Here is a 15,211-nt window from a genome sequence, read left to right on the forward strand (position 1 = left end):
GCGGGGGGCGCCCCCGGGGGGGGGCCCCGCCGCTCGTGCGTGGGGGACCTCCCTCACCCCGACCCCGGCTCCACTTTTGGAACCGGATCCACGTCGATCGGCCGGTGGAACGTGGATCCAGTTCCAAAAGTGGAGGGGGTAGGACGGGGACGAGCGACGGTCCTGCCGGCGGGCTCAGCAGTGCGTCGGCGTCGACCGAGGTCTCCCAACTCGGGTTGGGGCTGCGGCCCGGCCACGCGTAGTTGCCGCCCCTCGAACCCTTCAGCCGTGCCAGACCGACGTAGGCGTCTGCGCCCCGGGTGGAGTCCGGTCCGACGACGATCAGCACCTGCTCGCCAACCCCGGCGTGCTCCACGCCGTCGGACCGGAAGTCGACCCACTCGTCAAGCTCGCCCGGTTCCAGTTCTCGGCCGAGCTTGCCCTCGAAGTCCGAGCGGACCTGGGAGACCTGGACCAGACCACCCTGTTCGCGGACCTCGACGGTCGTCGGCCGCGAATCGTCCCGCTGCCGAGTGACGTCCACGGTCAGGATCGTCTCGACGACGTTCGCGGGCTGGGTCACCAGCGGGCGAGTCGCGGTGACCGTGCCCTCGATGACGTTCGTGACGGAGGCCCGGTGCGCGAACTCCGCGAGCGTCGGCACAAAGAACGTCCTCACCCGTTCGCCTTCCATCTCCACCACATGCCGGGATGTCGGCGCGGCGGACTCCCTCGACGACGACGCGACCGACGACGCGGGGCCGGCGCCCGGTCCCGTGCACGCTCCGAGGATCAGCGAGATCGCGGCCGCTCCCCACACGCTGGCGACACGCGAAAACGTCCGTCGGCGACTCATGGGCGCGAACGCTACCAAGCGCGGAGTTCCGACCCAGCCTCAACGAGATCGCGGCGGCGGCCCTCTAGGCTGACGAGGTGCACCTGACCCGACGGCGTTGGTACCTCGTCGCGGCGCTGATCGCGGCGCTCGCGTGGGTCGCCGGTACCGCGTTCGCCGCCTCGGCGTGGGATCCGTTGCGCTCGGCCGAGGTCGTCCCGGTGGGACAGCCTGTCGCGTCCAGCGGCGAGGACGACCTCGCCGTCCTGACCGACCTGCCACAGGCCGAACGTGACATCAGGTGCGTCGCCCGATCCGGCAAGAAGCGCACGCCGGTGCCTCCGGCCACGGTCGACATCGTGGTCGACAGTGACGGCAGCCGCTGGCACCTCCTGGGGGTGGTGTCCGACGCCCCCGACCAGACCCGGATCGTCTGCAAGCCGAAGGACGGGCAGACCGACACCGCTCGCTACGGCACCGCCCTGGTGGACCTCTCGAGCCGGGTCGGCACCGGACAGGCGATCGCCTGGACCGGCTTCATCGCGGGACTGGGGCTGGCCGGAGCCACCCTGACCGCTCGAACCCGCAGGATGTTGGCCCATGACTGATCTGTCCCCCTACCTCGACGCCTGGCGTCAGTCCGTCGCCGCCGTGCTGGCGCTCGAGCCCGACGACTGGGACGTCCCGACGGACCTGCCCGGATGGACCGCGAAGGACGTGCTGGCGCACCTGGTGCATCTGGAGCGCGTCATGGTCGAGGGCGAGACCACGCCGATCGGCGGTTCGGCCGTGCCGGGCGACTACACCGACGCCGGCGTCGCCGCCCTGCGCGACGTCCCCGTGGAGCAGCTCAAGAAGGACCTCACCGACCTGGTCGAGCGGCGCGCCGAGGCGCTGGCCGACCTGCCCGATCCCCAAGCCCTCGCGGTCAACACCCCGGCGGGCGTGGAGTGGACGTGGGAGGTGGCGCTGCGGAACCGGGCCATCGACCTGTGGACCCACGAGCAGGACATCCGCCGCGCGGTGGGCCTCCCGGGCGGCCTCGGCGACATCGGCGCCCACGTCACCACGGCGACGTTCGCGGCCGCACTTCCCTTCATCCTGGGTCGGCGCGCGAAGGCCCCTGTCGGCAGCGTCGTCCGTTGGGTCGTCACCGGCCCGGTCCCGGTGGACGCCACGATCGGCGTCGGCGAGGACGGCCGAGCCCGACCGACCGACGCCGCACCGACGGCGACCCTGACCATGGACACCGAGACGTTCACGGTGCTGGGCGCCGGCCGCCGTGGTCCCGACGCAGTGACCGTCGAGGTCCAGGGTGACGAGGAGCTGGCCGGGCGCGTCCTGGCGTCGATGGCCGTCACGCCCTGATGCGCGTGCGGCCCGCGGTCCCCGTCCGGGCGGTCGTGCGCCTGGCGCGGCGCGGGCTCGCTCGGTGGCAGCGGCCTGCGGCAGCGCGTGAGCGCGGACCCGCGACCGCCGCCACCTGGCCACCCGAGGTGATCGGCCGACTCGAGGCCCACGTCTCGCAGCTGTCCGTCGCCGAGCGACGAGCCCTCGACCCCACCACGCATCCTCGCGACTTCCGCCAGCCCGACCAGCTGTCGTGCGGGGCGGCCGCCCTGGTCGTCTCGCGCCTGGTGCACGACCGCCCGTACGCCCTGTGGATGGCGACCGGCCACGACCCGCACAGCGATCGCACGGACTCGTCCACCGCTGCGGATCGGTGGCGGTCCGAGGTGCTCGCGATGCACCGCCGGGTGACCGGCCTGCGGGACCACGACGGCGACCTGCAGTGGCCGTGGCTGCGCATGGTCGGCACCTCGCCGTGGGGTGCCGCACGGCAGATGACCGGCGACGGCGGCTCCGGCGTGCCCGGCGCCCGATACACGGCCCGCACGCTGGACCCGGAGGATCTCGGCACGGAGTTCGATCGGCTCATGGCAGCGGTCGAGGCGGGCCACACGGCACCGCTCTACGTGGGCAACGACCTCCGTCCGGCCCATGTGGTGCTGGCGGTGCGCGCGGCCGGCCACGACCTCGAGGTGTACGAGCCGAGCGCCGGCCAGATGGTTCGTGTCGCGCGCGACGAGTTCGCCGCCGGTAGGTTCAGCCTCGGCGGATGGCCGGTGCCGTGGTTCGCGGTCCTGCCTCGCTGAGATCGGAGAGAACATGGGTTGGGACACGTCCGCGATCGGTGACCTGACGGGCCGCCGCGCCCTGGTCACCGGGGCCACGAGCGGGATCGGCACCGAGACGGCGCGCGAGCTGCTGCGCCACGGCGCCGAGGTGGTCATCACCGCACGCGACGATCGCAAGGCCGCCGCCACGGTCGCCGAGCTCGGTGACGTCAAGGTCGTCACGCTCGACCTGGCGGACCTGCCCGGCACGATCGCCGCCGCCCAGGGCGTGGTCGACGCGGGCCGTGGCTTCGACATCGTCGTGAACAACGCCGGCGTGATGATCCCGCCGTTCACCCGCACGATGGACGGCTTCGAGCTGCAGATCGCGACGAACCACCTCGGCCACTTCGCGTGGAACGCCACCCTCTGGCCGCTGCTGCGCGAGGGAGGCACCCGCATCGTGACGGTCTCGTCGCTGGCCCACTCGATGACCAAGGGCATCGACCTGCGCTCGCTGGAGCCGAAGGGCGACCCCCGCCGCTACAAGAAGTGGCGCTCGTACGCCGAGTCCAAGCTGGCGAACCTGCTGTACATGAAGGAGCTCGATCGCCGGGTCAAGGCAGCCGGGCTCGACGTCGTCTCCGTGGCCGCGCACCCGGGCCTCAGTTCGACGAACCTGACCAAGCCCGGCGGCATCGCGCTGCACAGCCTCTCGACCGCGTTCACCCAGCCGGCCCGCGCCGGGGCGTGGCCCTCGCTGCGCGCGGCCACCGACCCGGAGCTGACCGGCGGCGAGTACCTGGGCCCGGACGGCTTCCGCCAGACCCGCGGCCGACCCCGGTTGGTCGGCATGACACCGGCCGCGCGTGATCCCGAATTGGCGGCCGAGGTGTGGTCGGCCAGCGAGACGGCCACCGGCGTCGTCTTCGACGTGGCCTGAGCGCCTCCCCCCGTCCCGAGATTTGCTCTCTTTTCCACCTTTCAACCGGTCTCAAAGGTGGAAATGGGAGCAAATCTCGGGACTGGGCGGGACGGGGTGGGTCAGCCGATCCGCGCGTGGCGGGCCCAGCGGCCCGGGTCGTCGCGGAGCATGCGGGCGCGGGTCTTCACGCGGTAGCGCCAGACCTGCAGCAACCCGAGGGCCCAGAGCACGTACTGGAAGCTCATCGCGGCCTTGAAGTTCTGGCCGGTGGCGTCGAGGATCACGCCGACGGCGATGACCGTGATGAGACTGGCGAGGAACCCCGCCTGGTTGACGATGCCCGTCGCGGTCGACAGCCGGTCGATCGGGTTGGACGTGCGCACGAGGTCGAAGCCGATCATCGAGGCCGGTCCGCCGACGCCCACGACGATCACCATCACGACCAGCAGCCACCCCGGAGCGTCGCCGGGCCACGCCAGCACGGCCGTCCAGACCACCACGATCGCCGAGACGATCGTCAGGACGATCGTCGACCGGTGCCACGGATGGTTGCCGATGAGCCGGCCCAGCACGGGCCCGGCGATCATGACCGCGACGACCATGAGGGTCAGCAGCGTGCCGGCGAACGTCTCGGAGGTGTGCTCACCGCGCACGAAGAACGGGTAGCCCCACAGCAGCCCCAGCACCGTCGAGCTGAACTGGGTCACGAAGTGCATCCAGAAGCCCAGCCGGGTGCCCGGGTGCTCCCACGAGGCGCCGAGGGACGTGCGGATGTTGGTCCATGACAGCGCGGCGCCGCGCACCGAGCGCGCCTTCGGCTCATCGCGGACGAACGCGAGCACGGCGACCGTGATGACCAGACCGAAGCCCGCGGCGAGCAGATAGGCCTTCGTCCAGCCCAGCTGGCTCAGGGCCCAGGTCATCGGGACGGCCGCGATGATCGCGCCGAGCTGGCCGATCGGACCGGTCAGCAGCGTGATCTGCGGGACCTTCCCCGGCGAGAACCAGGCGTTCACCAGGCGCAGCAGGCAGACGAAGGTCATGGCGTCGCCCATGCCGACGAAGAAGCGCGCCGCCAGCGCGGTCGCGTAGGACTCCGAGAACGCGAACGCCGCCTGCGACAGGGTCAGCACGACGGCGCCGGCCAGCATCACCGCGCGCGGGCCGAACCGGTCGACCGCCAGACCCACGGGGATCTGCATGCCGGCGTAGACCAGCAGCTGCAGCATGACGAAGGTCGAGAGCTGCGCGGCGCTGATGTCGAAGCGCTCGGAGGCGACCAGACCGGCGACCGCGAGGGACGAGCGGTGGAAGACGGCGAGCAGGTAGGCGGCCAGACCGACCAGCCAGACGAGGTAGGCGCCCCGGTGATTCTGCTCCTGGACGCTCACCCACCCATCCTAGGTTCGTGTCACCGGGGACGTCGCGCCGGATCAGTAGGCGAGAGCCATCGCCGGGTCCTGCAGGATCGTCGCCACGTCGGCCAGGAACCGGGAGGCCTGTGCTCCGTCGGCGACGCGATGGTCGAACGTGACGGCGAGCGTCGTGACCCACCGCGGGACGACCTGCTCGTCGACGACCCACGGACGACGTGCCACCTGGCCCAGCGCAAGGATCCCGGACTGCCCCGGCGGCAGGATCGGCGTGCCGCCGTCGACCCCGAAGACCCCGACGTTCGTGAGGGTGAAGGTGCCACCCGACATCTGGTCCGGCTGGATCCGGCCGGCCCGGGCCGTCGCGACGAGTTCGTCGATGGCCCGGCCGAGGTCGACCAGCGGCAGACGCTCGGCCTCGCGCACCACCGGGACGACCAGTCCGCGATCGGTCGCGGCGGCGATGCCGAGGCCGACCGACGCCGGGTGCTCGATCGTGGACTCGTTCCACCGGGCATGCAGGTCCGGCGTGCGCGCCAGCGCGAGGCAGACCGCCCGCGCGGTGAGCAGCGTCGAGGAGACCTTGACGTCCGCGAAGCGGCGGTCGGCCTTGAGCCGGTCGATGAGCTCGACCGTCGCCGAGACGTCCACCGTCACCCACTCGGTCGCCTGCGGCACCTGCACGGACGCGATCATCGCCTCGGCGGTCGCCCGACGGACGCCCGTGACCGGAGCCGCCGTCGTGGCGGTGCCGGACATCACCCGGGCGAACTCCTCGACCTCGGCGCGGGTCACGGCATCACCGCGGGACGGCACCTTCGACAGGTCGATGCCGAGGTCCTTGGCCAGCTTGCGCACCGGCGGCTTGGCGAGCACGCGCAGTGACAATCCGGCGCTGCCGTTCCGGACGCGGTTGCGGGTGCGGCGCCGACCCGAGCTGGGGCCGTAGCCGACGAGGACCTCGCGCCTCTCCTCCGCAGCCGGGGCCTCGGCCAGCGGCTCCGCCAGGGGCACCCCGCCGCCGCCGATGTGCACGATCGCCGTGCCGACCTGGACCGACTCGCCCTCCTGTACGAGCAGCGCGCCGATGCTGCCGGCGAACGGGCTGGGCAGCTCGACGATCGACTTCGCGGTCTCGATGTCGACGAGCGGGTCGTTCACCTTGACCTCGTCGCCCACGGCGACGTGCCACGTCACGATCTCGGCCTCGGTGAGACCCTCCCCCACATCGGGCAGGCGGAACACCTGCGGGCTGTCGGCGCTCATCAGAACTCCCCCGTGACGGCCACGGCGTCGAGGATCCGCTCGACGCTGGGCAGGTGGTCGTGCTCGACCCGGCACGGCGGGTACGGCAGGTCGTAGCCGGTGACGCGCTGAACGGGCGCCTCCAACGAGTAGAAGCACTCCTGGGTGATCCGGGTCGCCAGCTCCGCGCCCAGGCCCAGGGTGCGGGCCGCCTCGTGCACCACCACGGCGCGTCCGGTGCGACGCACCGACTCGAACACCGGACCGAGGTCCAGCGGCGACAGCGAGCGCAGGTCGATGACCTCCATCGGGACGTCGGACTCGTTCGCCGCCGCCAGGCAGGTCTTCACGACCGGTCCGTAGCCGACGACCGTCACGCCGTCGCCGGAGCGGACGACGCGACTCTCGTGCAGCCCGAGACCGGGCTCGTCGCCCACCTCGCCGGTGTCCCAGTAGCGCTGCTTGGGCTCGAGGAACACGACCGGATCGTCCGAGGCGATCGCCTGCTGGATCATCCAGAACGCATCGTGCGGGTTGGACGGGGAGACGACGGTCAGGCCCGGCGTCATGACGAACTGCGCCTCCGGGCTCTCGGAGTGGTGCTCGACCGCGCCGATGCCGCCGCCGTACGGGATGCGGATGACGATCGGCATCGCGACCGCTCCCTCGCTGCGGAAACGCAGCCGGGCCACCTGGCTGACGATCTGGTCGTAGGCCGGGTAGACGAAGCCGTCGAACTGGATCTCGACCACGGGACGGAACCCGCGGTAGGCCAGTCCCACCGAGGCGCCGACGATCGCCGACTCCGCCAGGGGCGTGTCCATGACCCGCTGCTCGCCGAAGTCCTTCTGCAGGCCGTCGGTCACGCGGAAGACGCCTCCGAGCCGACCGATGTCCTCACCCAGCAGCAGGACCTTCGGATCCTTCTCCATCGCTGCGCGCAGGCCCGCGTTGAGGGCCTTGCCGATGCTCAGCTCCATGACCGGACCTCCTCACGCTGCGCGACGAGCTCGGGTGGGATCTGGTCGTAGACGTGCTCGAAGAGCTCGGCCAGATCGGGATCGGGCAGCCGGCCGCACACCTCCCGGAGGTGCTCGCCCAGCTCCTCGGCCTCGGTCTGCACAGCGGCGTCGAACGCGACGAAGTCCGGGTCGGTCCGCTCGAGCAGCGACCGCAGTCGCTGGAGCGGGTCGCGCTCGGCCCACTCGTCGGCCTCGTGGGGGTCGCGGTAGCGGCTCGGGTCGTCGGACGTCGTGTGCGCGCCCATCCGGTACGTGATCGCCTCGACGAGGGTCGGGCCACCGCCGGCACGGGCCTTCGCCAACGCCTCGGTGGTGACCTGGTGGACGGCCAGCACGTCGTTGCCGTCGACGCGGACGCCCTCGAAGCCGAAGCCGTCGGCACGCTGGGCGATCGGCACCCGGGTCTGCCGCTCGAGCGGGACGCTGATCGCGTAGTGGTTGTTCTGGCAGAAGAAGACGACCGGGGCGTTGTAGGACGCGGCCCACGCGAACGCCTCGTTGGTGTCGCCCTGACTGGTGGCCCCGTCGCCGAAGTACGCGACGACGGCGTCCTCCTTGCCCTCGAGCGTCAGTCCGATGCCGTAGCCGACGGCGTGCAGCGTCTGGGCGCCGATGATGATCGCCGGCAGGGCGATGTTGTGGTCGGCCGGGTCCCAGCCACCCAGGCTCGTGCCGCGGAAGATGGCCAGCAACAGGGCCGGGTCGAGACCACGGCACCACGCGACGGCGTGCTCGCGGTAGGACGGGAAGACGAAGTCGTCGGGGGCCAGGGCCCGGCCGCTGCCGATCTGGGCGGCCTCCTGGCCGAGCATCGGGGGCCACAGACCCAGCTCGCCGTGCCGCTGCAGTGCGAACGCCTCGGTGTCGATGCGCCGGGCGAGGACGAGGTCGCGATGGAACGCGCGCAGGTCGTCGGTCGTGAAGTCGTGCGCTGCGACGAGCTGGCCGTCGGGCGCCAGGGTCTGGGAGATGGGTAGGCCCATGACTGCCTCCTGTGCCGAGAGCGGGATCGCCGCCCTGTGGACGTGCCCCTGACTCGAGGTGGTGAGTCGTGGGGCACCGATGTGACAGGCATCACATCTGCTCCGAGGCTATCAGGCAGGTGTCTCCCGCAGGAACGTCGCGGCGCGCTCAAGGAAGGTCGTGTTGATCTCCGGAGTCCCGATCGACACGCGCACTCCCTCGGGGAACGGGCGCACCGAGATCGGCCGAACGTGCTCGGCGAATTCGGCCGAGCGGTCTCCCAGGGGCAGCCACACGAAGTTGGCGTGCGAGTCGGGCACGTCCCAGCCCTGCTCCCGCAGTGCCGCGACGACACGGGTGCGCTCGTCGACGACGGACGCGACCCGCACGGCGAGCTCGGCCTCGGCCTCGATCGACGCGAGCGCGGCGGCCTGGGCCACGTCGCTGACCCCGAACGGCGGCAGGGCCTTGCGGATCGACTCGGTGATCGCCGGGGCGGCGATCGAGTATCCGACGCGCAGGCCGCACAGACCGTACGCCTTCGAGAACGTCCGCAGGACGACCACGTTGGAGTACCGCGCGAGCGCGTCGGCGCCGGCGAGCGCCTCGGGATCGCGGACGAACTCCAGGTAGGCCTCGTCCACGACCACGACCACGTGCCCGGGCACCTGCGCCATGAAGGCGTGGAACTCCTCGGCGCCGACCGTCGTGCCGGTCGGGTTGTTGGGCGTGCACACGAGCACGACCTTGGTGCGGTCGGTGATCGCCGCGGCCATGGCCGGCAGGTCGTGCCGGTGGTCGGCGGTCAGCGGCACCCGGACGGAGGTGGCGCCGGGCAGGTCGACCGCGATCGGGTAGGCCTCGAACGAGCGCCACGGGTAGACGACCTCGTCGCCGGGTCCACACCAGGCATCGAGGAGGGCGAACAGCACGGACACCGAGCCGGTGCCGAAGGCGAAGTGGTCGGGGGTGAGCCCCGCGCGCTCGGCCAGCACCTCGCCGAGGGCCGTCACGCCCGGATCGGGGTAACGGTTCATCCGGCCCAACTCGACGGCGGCGGCCTCGATGACCCCGGGCAGCGGCGGGAAGGGGTTCTCGTTGCTGGAGAGCTTGTGCTCTTCGTTCGTCGAGGGCAGTCCCGGACGATACGCCGGGATCGTGGCCAGGACCGGTCGGGGACGAGGCTCGGACATACCCCGAGCGTACGACCGTGGAGTCACCCCTCTTCCGCCGCAGTCTGGTGCCACACTTGACAGGTGTCACAGCCCCACCCGCGCCGTGGGCTCGTCCTCGTCGTCACCGCCGCGGTCTTCTTCGGGATCAATGCCGGGGTCACCCGCATCCCGATCGAGGCGGGCCTGCCGGTGGCGACCTACACGACGATCCGCGTCACCTTCGCCTGGCTGGTGTTCTTCGCGATCGCCGTGGCCTTCGACCGCTCGGCGCTGCGCCGGCCGCGCGGACGCGACTTCCTGCTGGTGCTGGCGCTGGGCGTCGTCGGCGTCGCCTTCGTGCAGTGGACCTACAACATCGCCATCGTCCGCCTGCCCATCGGTGTGGCCCTGCTGCTGGAGTACCTCGCGCCGGTCCTGGTCGTGCTGTGGGCGCGGTTCGTGCGGCACGAACGGGTCCACCCCCGGGTGTGGCCGGCGATCGCCCTGGCGCTGGTCGGGCTCGCCCTCGTCGGGCAGGTCTGGGGCGGCCTCGAGCTGGACGGGATCGGCGTGCTCGTGGCGCTGACCGCGGCGGTGTGCTTCGCGGCCTACTTCCTGATCGGCGAGGAGTTGACCGCCACGTCCGCCGAGCCGCTCTCGGCCCTGCAGACCGTCGTGTGGTCCTTCGGGATCGGCGCCATCGTCATGAACGTGCTCGGCGGCTGGGAGGGCACGAGCGCACTGGGCACGACGGCGTCCATGCTGGGCCGGCTCGACCACCTGACCGTCCCCGCGTGGCTGGCGATGACGTCGGTGGTCGTGACGGGCACGGTCGTCCCGTTCTTCCTCTACCTCGCCTCCCTGCGCGACCTGTCCAGCGCGAAGGCGTCCGTCATCGCGATGCTCGAGCCGGTCGTGGCGGTCATCGTGGGCTGGGTCTGGTTCGCCGAGTCGCTGTCCCCGGTCCAGACGGCAGGCGTCGCCGCCGTGATCGGCGGCATCGTGCTGGCCCAGACCGCCCGTCACACGCCGGACGACGAACTGCCTCCGACGCTCTAGGGTGTGGGGCATGGAACGCTTCCTGTCCACCTGGTTCGTCAGCAGCCTTGCGCTCGGACTGTCCGCCCTCATCCTCGGCAGTCACATGAGCATCGGCGTGGAAGGCGAGACGACGCTGAACCGCGTCCTCGCCCTGGCCGCCGTCGGCCTGGTCTTCACCATCGTCCACGAGATCGTCGGCACGATCGTCAAGCTGATCTCGCTGCCGTTCATCGTGTTGACCCTGGGCCTGCTGCTGGTCGTCATCAACGCCCTGCTGTTGCTGCTGACCGAGTGGATCAGCTCGCAGTTCGGCGTCGAGTTCGTCCTCGACGGCTTCTGGTGGGCGGTCCTGGCGGCGATCGTGGTGTCGATCTGCCAGTCGATCCTGTCCGCGATCATCTCGGACTGAGTGGAGTCCATGACCCGCCGCATCGCACTGGTCTGCTTGGGCAACATCTGCCGCTCCCCCATGGCCCACGTCGTCCTCGAACAACGCCTGGCCGACGCCGGGATCGACGACGTCGTCGTCACGTCCTCGGGCACCGGCGACTGGCACGTCGGCCAGCCGATGGACGAGCGCGCCGCGGCCACCCTGACCGCCGCCGGGTACGACGCCACGCGCCACCGTGCCCGGAACTTCACCCCGGACTGGTTCGGCGAGCAGGACCTCATCCTGACCATGGACGCCAGCAACCACGCCGACGTCCTGGCCCTCGCCCGCAGCGACGAGGACCGCGCCAAGGTCCGGATGTACCGCTCGTTCGACCCTGAGGCGGACACGCCGGACGCCGAGGTCCCCGACCCCTGGTACGGCGGCCCCGAGGGCTTCGACGAGGTGCTGAGGATGGTCGAGCGCACCACCGACGGGATCGTCCGGTACCTCTCCGACGCCTCGTGACGCCCCGACCCTCCGGCGAGATCCTGCGACTGGTCACGCCCGACGACGCCGAGGAGCTCGCCGCCGTGTGGTCGAGGAACCGCGCATTCCTCGCGCCGTGGGAGCCGCTGCGCGACGACGCGTTCTTCGCCCCCGAGAGCCAGCGCGCCGGCATCGAGCGCGACCTCGCGGAGCACGAGGCGGGGCGGATGGTCCCCTTCGTCATCAGCGGGCCCGACGGTGGCATAGCGGGCCGGCTCACGCTCAGCGGCGTCACCCGCGGCGCGTTCCAGTCGGCGGCGATGGGCTACTGGGTCCGCGAGGACCTCAACGGGCGCGGCCTGGCGACCCGCGCCGCGCGGGAGGCGGTCGACCACGCGTTCGCGACGCTGGGCCTGCACCGGCTCCAGGCCGAGACGCTGTTGCACAACGTGGCGTCGCAGATGGTCCTCCGTCACGCGGGGTTCGCGCCCTTCGCCGTCGCGCCGGACTACCTGAGGATCGCCGGCCGCTGGCAGGACCACCTGCTCTTCCACGTCCTCGCGGCGGCGTCCGAGCCCGCGACCGCCGAGGAGCAGGCGGCCGCGGAACCCCCCCGGAGGTGCGGGGCAGCAGTGACCACTGTGACCTCGCCGCTGGCGCCGAGCCGGTAGGTTTCAGGCATGGCACGTATGGCTGGAACCGCTGCACTGGCGGAGTCGCTGTTGGACGTCGCGGTGGTCTCGACGACCTCCGTGGCCGGCGGTGACATCTGCACGACGACACGGTTGCGGCTCACGGACGGACGCAGCGCCGTCATCAAGACCCGGCCCCAGGCGCCGCCGCGCTTCTTCACCACCGAGGCCGAGGGCCTGCGCCGACTGGGCGCGGCCGGCGGCGCCCCCGTCCCCGAGGTCCTCGCAGCCAACGACGAGTGCATCATCCTGGACTGGATCGAGCCGGCCAAGCCGTCCGCCGACCTGGCCGAGGGCCTGGGCCGGGGACTGGCCGCCACCCACGCCGCAGGCACCGGCGGCTTCGGCGCCGACCACGACGGCTACGTCGGGCTGGCTCCGCTGCCGAACCGGCCGCTGCCCACGTGGGAGGAGTTCTACGCCAGCCGGCGCGTCATGCCGTACGTGAAGGCCGCCGTCGATCGTGGCGCCCTCTCGCTGGAGCAGGCCGCGACCATCGAGAAGGTCATGAAGCAGCTGCCCTCGCTCACCGCCGATCCGGAGCCGCCGGCCCTGCTGCACGGCGACCTGTGGTCGGGCAACCTGGTCTGGTCCGCCGACGGCGTCCGCCTCATCGACCCGGCTGTCCACGGCGGGCACCGCGAGACGGACCTGGCGATGCTGGCCCTGTTCGGCGCCCCGCACCTGCAGCGGATCCTGGACGCCTACAACGAGGCCGCTCCCCTGCAGGAGGGCTGGATGGACCGGGTGCCGCTGCACCAGCTGCACCCCCTGCTCGTCCACGCCGTCATGTTCGGCGGGGCCTACGGTCCCCGTGCCGCCGCGGCGGCCCAGAGCCTGCTCGACGGCAAGTCGTAGGAGCGGAGGCGGAGCATGCGGATCCTCATCGTCGACGACGACCGCGCGGTACGTGACTCGCTGCGGCGTTCGCTGGAGTTCAACGGCTATGCGGTGGACGTGGCCGCCGACGGCGCCGAGGCATTGGCGAAGGTCGCCCAGTCCGCCCCGGACGCCATCGTGATGGACGTGATGATGCCTCGCCTCGGCGGTCTGGACGCCACCCGCGCCCTGCGGGCCGCGGGCAACGACGTGCCGATCCTCGTGCTGACCGCCCGCGACGCCGTCAGCGACCGGGTCGACGGTCTGGACGCCGGCGCCGACGACTACCTGAGCAAGCCGTTCGCGCTCGAGGAGCTGCTCGCGCGGGTCCGGGCGCTGCTGCGCCGCGTCGTCCGGTCGCGCGAGGAGCTCGACGACGAGCCCGCGCTCACGTTCGCCGACCTCACCCTCGACCCCGTCACCCGCGAGGTGCGCCGCGGCGAGCGACCCATCTCGCTGACGCGGACGGAGTTCGCCCTGCTGGAGCTGTTCATGCAGCGTCCCAAGCGCGTGCTGGAGCGGTCGTTCATCCTCGAGGAGGTGTGGGGCTTCGACTTCCCCACGACCGCGAACTCCCTCGAGGTCTACGTCGGGTACGTGCGCCGCAAGCTCGAGGCCGAGGGCGAGACCCGCCTGCTGCACACCGTGCGCGGGGTCGGCTACGTGCTGCGGGAGACACCCCCGTGACGGTGTTGGAGAAGATCCACGCGCGGGCGCACACCCTGTTCGAGCCGATCACCACCCGGCTGTCACTGGCCGGGCGCGTCGCGCTGCTGACGACCGCCGCCGTGGCCGCCGTCCTGACGATCATCAGCATCAGCGTCTTCGTGCTCGTGCGCCAGGAGATCATCGGCGCCCTGGACGACTCGATGCTCAAGCGCGCCAACCAGGCGGTCGAGGCCGGCTACACCCCTCGCAACCTGACCGTCAACGAGGCGAACCTGCTGGCCATCGCCGGCATCCAACTGCTGACCATCCGCAGCGGCGGCGGCGAGTTCCTCGTGCACTCGGCCGACGCGTTCCCCTACGACAACCGCGAGCGGGAGGTCGCCCTCGGGCTGGTCGACCACTCCGCCCGCACCGCGCACGTCGACGGCGTCACCTACCGCGTCGTCGCCGTGCAGGCCGGTCCCGGACAGGCCTTCGTGCTGGCCCAGTCGATGGAGTCGACCCGGCGCGCGCTGGAGCGACTGCGGGTCGTGCTGACCCTCTCGACGCTCTCGGGCATGATCCTGGCCGGTGTCGCCGGGTGGGCGGTGGCCGGCAACGGCCTGCGCCCGGTCCGCCGGCTCACGGCGGCCACGGAGCGGGTCGCGGCGACCCGCGACCTCACGCCGATCGACGTCGGCGGCAAGGAGGACGAGCTGGCGCGCCTGACCCGCTCGTTCAACGCCATGCTGCTGGCCCTGGACGACACCCAGCGCCGCGAGCGCCAGCTCATCGCCGACGCGGGCCACGAGCTGCGCACGCCGCTGACCAGCCTGCGGACCAACGTCGACCTGCTCCGCCAGGCCAGCGGCCAGTCCGATCGCCGGCTCGACCCCGCCGCCCACCGCGAGCTGCTCGACGACATCGGCGCCCAGCTCGACGAGCTGACCACCCTCGTCAGCGACCTGACCGAGCTGGCCCGTGACGAGCCGCTGCACCGCGACCCCGAGCCCCTCGACCTGGCCGAGGTCGTCCAGCGCGCCGTCGACCGCGTGCAGCTGCGCGCCAGCACCGTCACGTTCGACGTGCTGCTGGACTCGTCCTGGATCCTTGGCGACAGCCGGTTGCTGGAGCGCGCCGTCACGAACCTGCTGGACAACGCCGTGAAGTGGAGTCCGCCGGGCGGCACCGTCCGGGTGCGCCTCAGCCGCGGCACCGTCACCGTGGCCGACGAGGGCCCGGGCATCGCCCCCGAGGACCTGCCGCACGTGTTCGACCGCTTCTACCGCTCGACCGAGGCACGAACCCTGCCCGGCTCGGGGCTGGGGCTGGCCATCGTCAAGCGCGCCGCCGATCGCCACGGCGGATCGGTCGACGTCGACTCCGAGTTCGGCCACGGGGCCACCTTCACGTTCCGTGTGCCGTTGGACGAGGAGTGAGCGCCCCGACGACGGCGAGCGGCCAACCCCTGAGGTTGCT

Annotated in this window: 17 protein-coding genes; 11 read left to right on the forward strand and 6 right to left on the reverse strand. The window is 71.8% G+C overall.

The features are described 5' to 3' along the window. The coding region (locus GL325_RS14820) for a hypothetical protein (protein ID WP_187770037.1) at window positions 1–658 on the reverse strand (658 nt) is incomplete at its 3' end. A 254-nt stretch (window positions 659–912) separates the two neighbouring features. On the opposite strand from GL325_RS14820, the gene GL325_RS14825 reads away from it, so the two are divergent. The 4 genes from GL325_RS14825 to GL325_RS14840 are packed head-to-tail and all read left to right on the forward strand — an operon-like array spanning window position 913 to window position 3,874. After that, window positions 913–1,422: a hypothetical protein gene (locus GL325_RS14825; RefSeq protein WP_187770038.1), complete on the forward strand. Its 510-nt coding sequence runs from the start codon at window positions 913–915 to the stop codon at window positions 1,420–1,422. Next, window positions 1,415–2,182 carry a maleylpyruvate isomerase family mycothiol-dependent enzyme gene (locus tag GL325_RS14830; protein ID WP_187770039.1) on the forward strand — a complete coding sequence of 256 codons (768 nt, stop codon included), beginning with the start codon at window positions 1,415–1,417 and terminating at the stop codon, window positions 2,180–2,182. The genes GL325_RS14825 and GL325_RS14830 overlap by 8 nt, the downstream gene beginning before the upstream one ends. Next, complete coding sequence (locus GL325_RS14835) at window positions 2,182–2,970, forward strand: hypothetical protein (protein WP_187770040.1); 789 nt, start codon at window positions 2,182–2,184, stop codon at window positions 2,968–2,970. Before GL325_RS14830 ends, GL325_RS14835 begins: the two co-directional genes overlap by 1 nt. Before the next feature lie 13 nt (window positions 2,971–2,983). Then, window positions 2,984–3,874 carry an oxidoreductase gene (locus GL325_RS14840; RefSeq protein ID WP_187770041.1) on the forward strand — a complete coding sequence of 297 codons (891 nt, stop codon included), beginning with the start codon at window positions 2,984–2,986 and terminating at the stop codon, window positions 3,872–3,874. Between the two features lie 101 nt (window positions 3,875–3,975). Here GL325_RS14840 and GL325_RS14845 read toward each other — a convergent pair whose 3' ends face one another. The 5 genes from GL325_RS14845 to GL325_RS14865 form a co-directional block, all read right to left on the reverse strand. Next, the gene (locus tag GL325_RS14845) at window positions 3,976–5,247 is read right to left on the reverse strand and encodes an MFS transporter (protein WP_187770042.1); all 1,272 of its coding nucleotides are present in this window, start codon (window positions 5,245–5,247) and stop codon (window positions 3,976–3,978) included. A 42-nt stretch (window positions 5,248–5,289) separates the two neighbouring features. After that, complete coding sequence (locus GL325_RS14850) at window positions 5,290–6,495, reverse strand: dihydrolipoamide acetyltransferase family protein (RefSeq protein ID WP_187770043.1); 1,206 nt, start codon at window positions 6,493–6,495, stop codon at window positions 5,290–5,292. Further along, complete coding sequence (locus GL325_RS14855; protein WP_187770044.1) at window positions 6,495–7,454, reverse strand: alpha-ketoacid dehydrogenase subunit beta; 960 nt, start codon at window positions 7,452–7,454, stop codon at window positions 6,495–6,497. Before GL325_RS14855 ends, GL325_RS14850 begins: the two co-directional genes overlap by 1 nt. After that, a complete protein-coding gene (gene pdhA, locus GL325_RS14860) occupies window positions 7,445–8,479 on the reverse strand; it encodes a pyruvate dehydrogenase (acetyl-transferring) E1 component subunit alpha (RefSeq protein WP_187770045.1) in 1,035 nt (344 codons plus the stop codon). The genes GL325_RS14855 and pdhA overlap by 10 nt, the downstream gene beginning before the upstream one ends. Window positions 8,480–8,590: 111 nt before the next feature. Further along, entirely contained in the window at window positions 8,591–9,652 is a 1,062-nt protein-coding gene (locus GL325_RS14865) for a histidinol-phosphate transaminase (RefSeq protein WP_187770046.1), read from the reverse strand. A 63-nt stretch (window positions 9,653–9,715) separates the two neighbouring features. Between GL325_RS14865 and GL325_RS16040 the strand changes: the two genes are divergently transcribed. Genes GL325_RS16040 through GL325_RS14900 form a run of 7 tightly spaced genes read left to right on the forward strand, consistent with a single transcriptional unit; the run spans window position 9,716 to window position 15,171 of the window. After that, complete coding sequence (locus tag GL325_RS16040; RefSeq protein ID WP_154597458.1) at window positions 9,716–10,672, forward strand: DMT family transporter; 957 nt, start codon at window positions 9,716–9,718, stop codon at window positions 10,670–10,672. 10 nt (window positions 10,673–10,682) lie between these two features. Then, window positions 10,683–11,063 (forward strand): phage holin family protein, encoded by a 381-nt coding sequence (locus tag GL325_RS14875; RefSeq protein ID WP_187770047.1) that lies wholly within the window; start codon window positions 10,683–10,685, stop codon window positions 11,061–11,063. A gap of 9 nt (window positions 11,064–11,072) precedes the next feature. Then, window positions 11,073–11,552, forward strand: a complete 480-nt coding sequence (locus tag GL325_RS14880; RefSeq protein ID WP_187770048.1) for a low molecular weight protein-tyrosine-phosphatase — start codon at window positions 11,073–11,075, stop codon at window positions 11,550–11,552. Continuing rightward, window positions 11,549–12,184: a GNAT family N-acetyltransferase gene (locus GL325_RS14885; protein WP_255956235.1), complete on the forward strand. Its 636-nt coding sequence runs from the start codon at window positions 11,549–11,551 to the stop codon at window positions 12,182–12,184. The genes GL325_RS14880 and GL325_RS14885 overlap by 4 nt, the downstream gene beginning before the upstream one ends. Window positions 12,185–12,193: 9 nt before the next feature. Further along, window positions 12,194–13,063, forward strand: a complete 870-nt coding sequence (locus GL325_RS14890; RefSeq protein WP_154597455.1) for a fructosamine kinase family protein — start codon at window positions 12,194–12,196, stop codon at window positions 13,061–13,063. A gap of 15 nt (window positions 13,064–13,078) precedes the next feature. After that, window positions 13,079–13,771, forward strand: a complete 693-nt coding sequence (locus GL325_RS14895; protein WP_154597454.1) for a response regulator transcription factor — start codon at window positions 13,079–13,081, stop codon at window positions 13,769–13,771. After that, entirely contained in the window at window positions 13,768–15,171 is a 1,404-nt protein-coding gene (locus tag GL325_RS14900) for a HAMP domain-containing sensor histidine kinase (RefSeq protein WP_187770049.1), read from the forward strand. The genes GL325_RS14895 and GL325_RS14900 overlap by 4 nt, the downstream gene beginning before the upstream one ends. Window positions 15,172–15,211: the final 40 nt, after the last annotated feature.

It is taken from the genome of Aeromicrobium sp. 636 (assembly GCF_024433585.1).
GTDB lineage: Bacteria > Actinomycetota > Actinomycetes > Propionibacteriales > Nocardioidaceae > Aeromicrobium > Aeromicrobium senzhongii.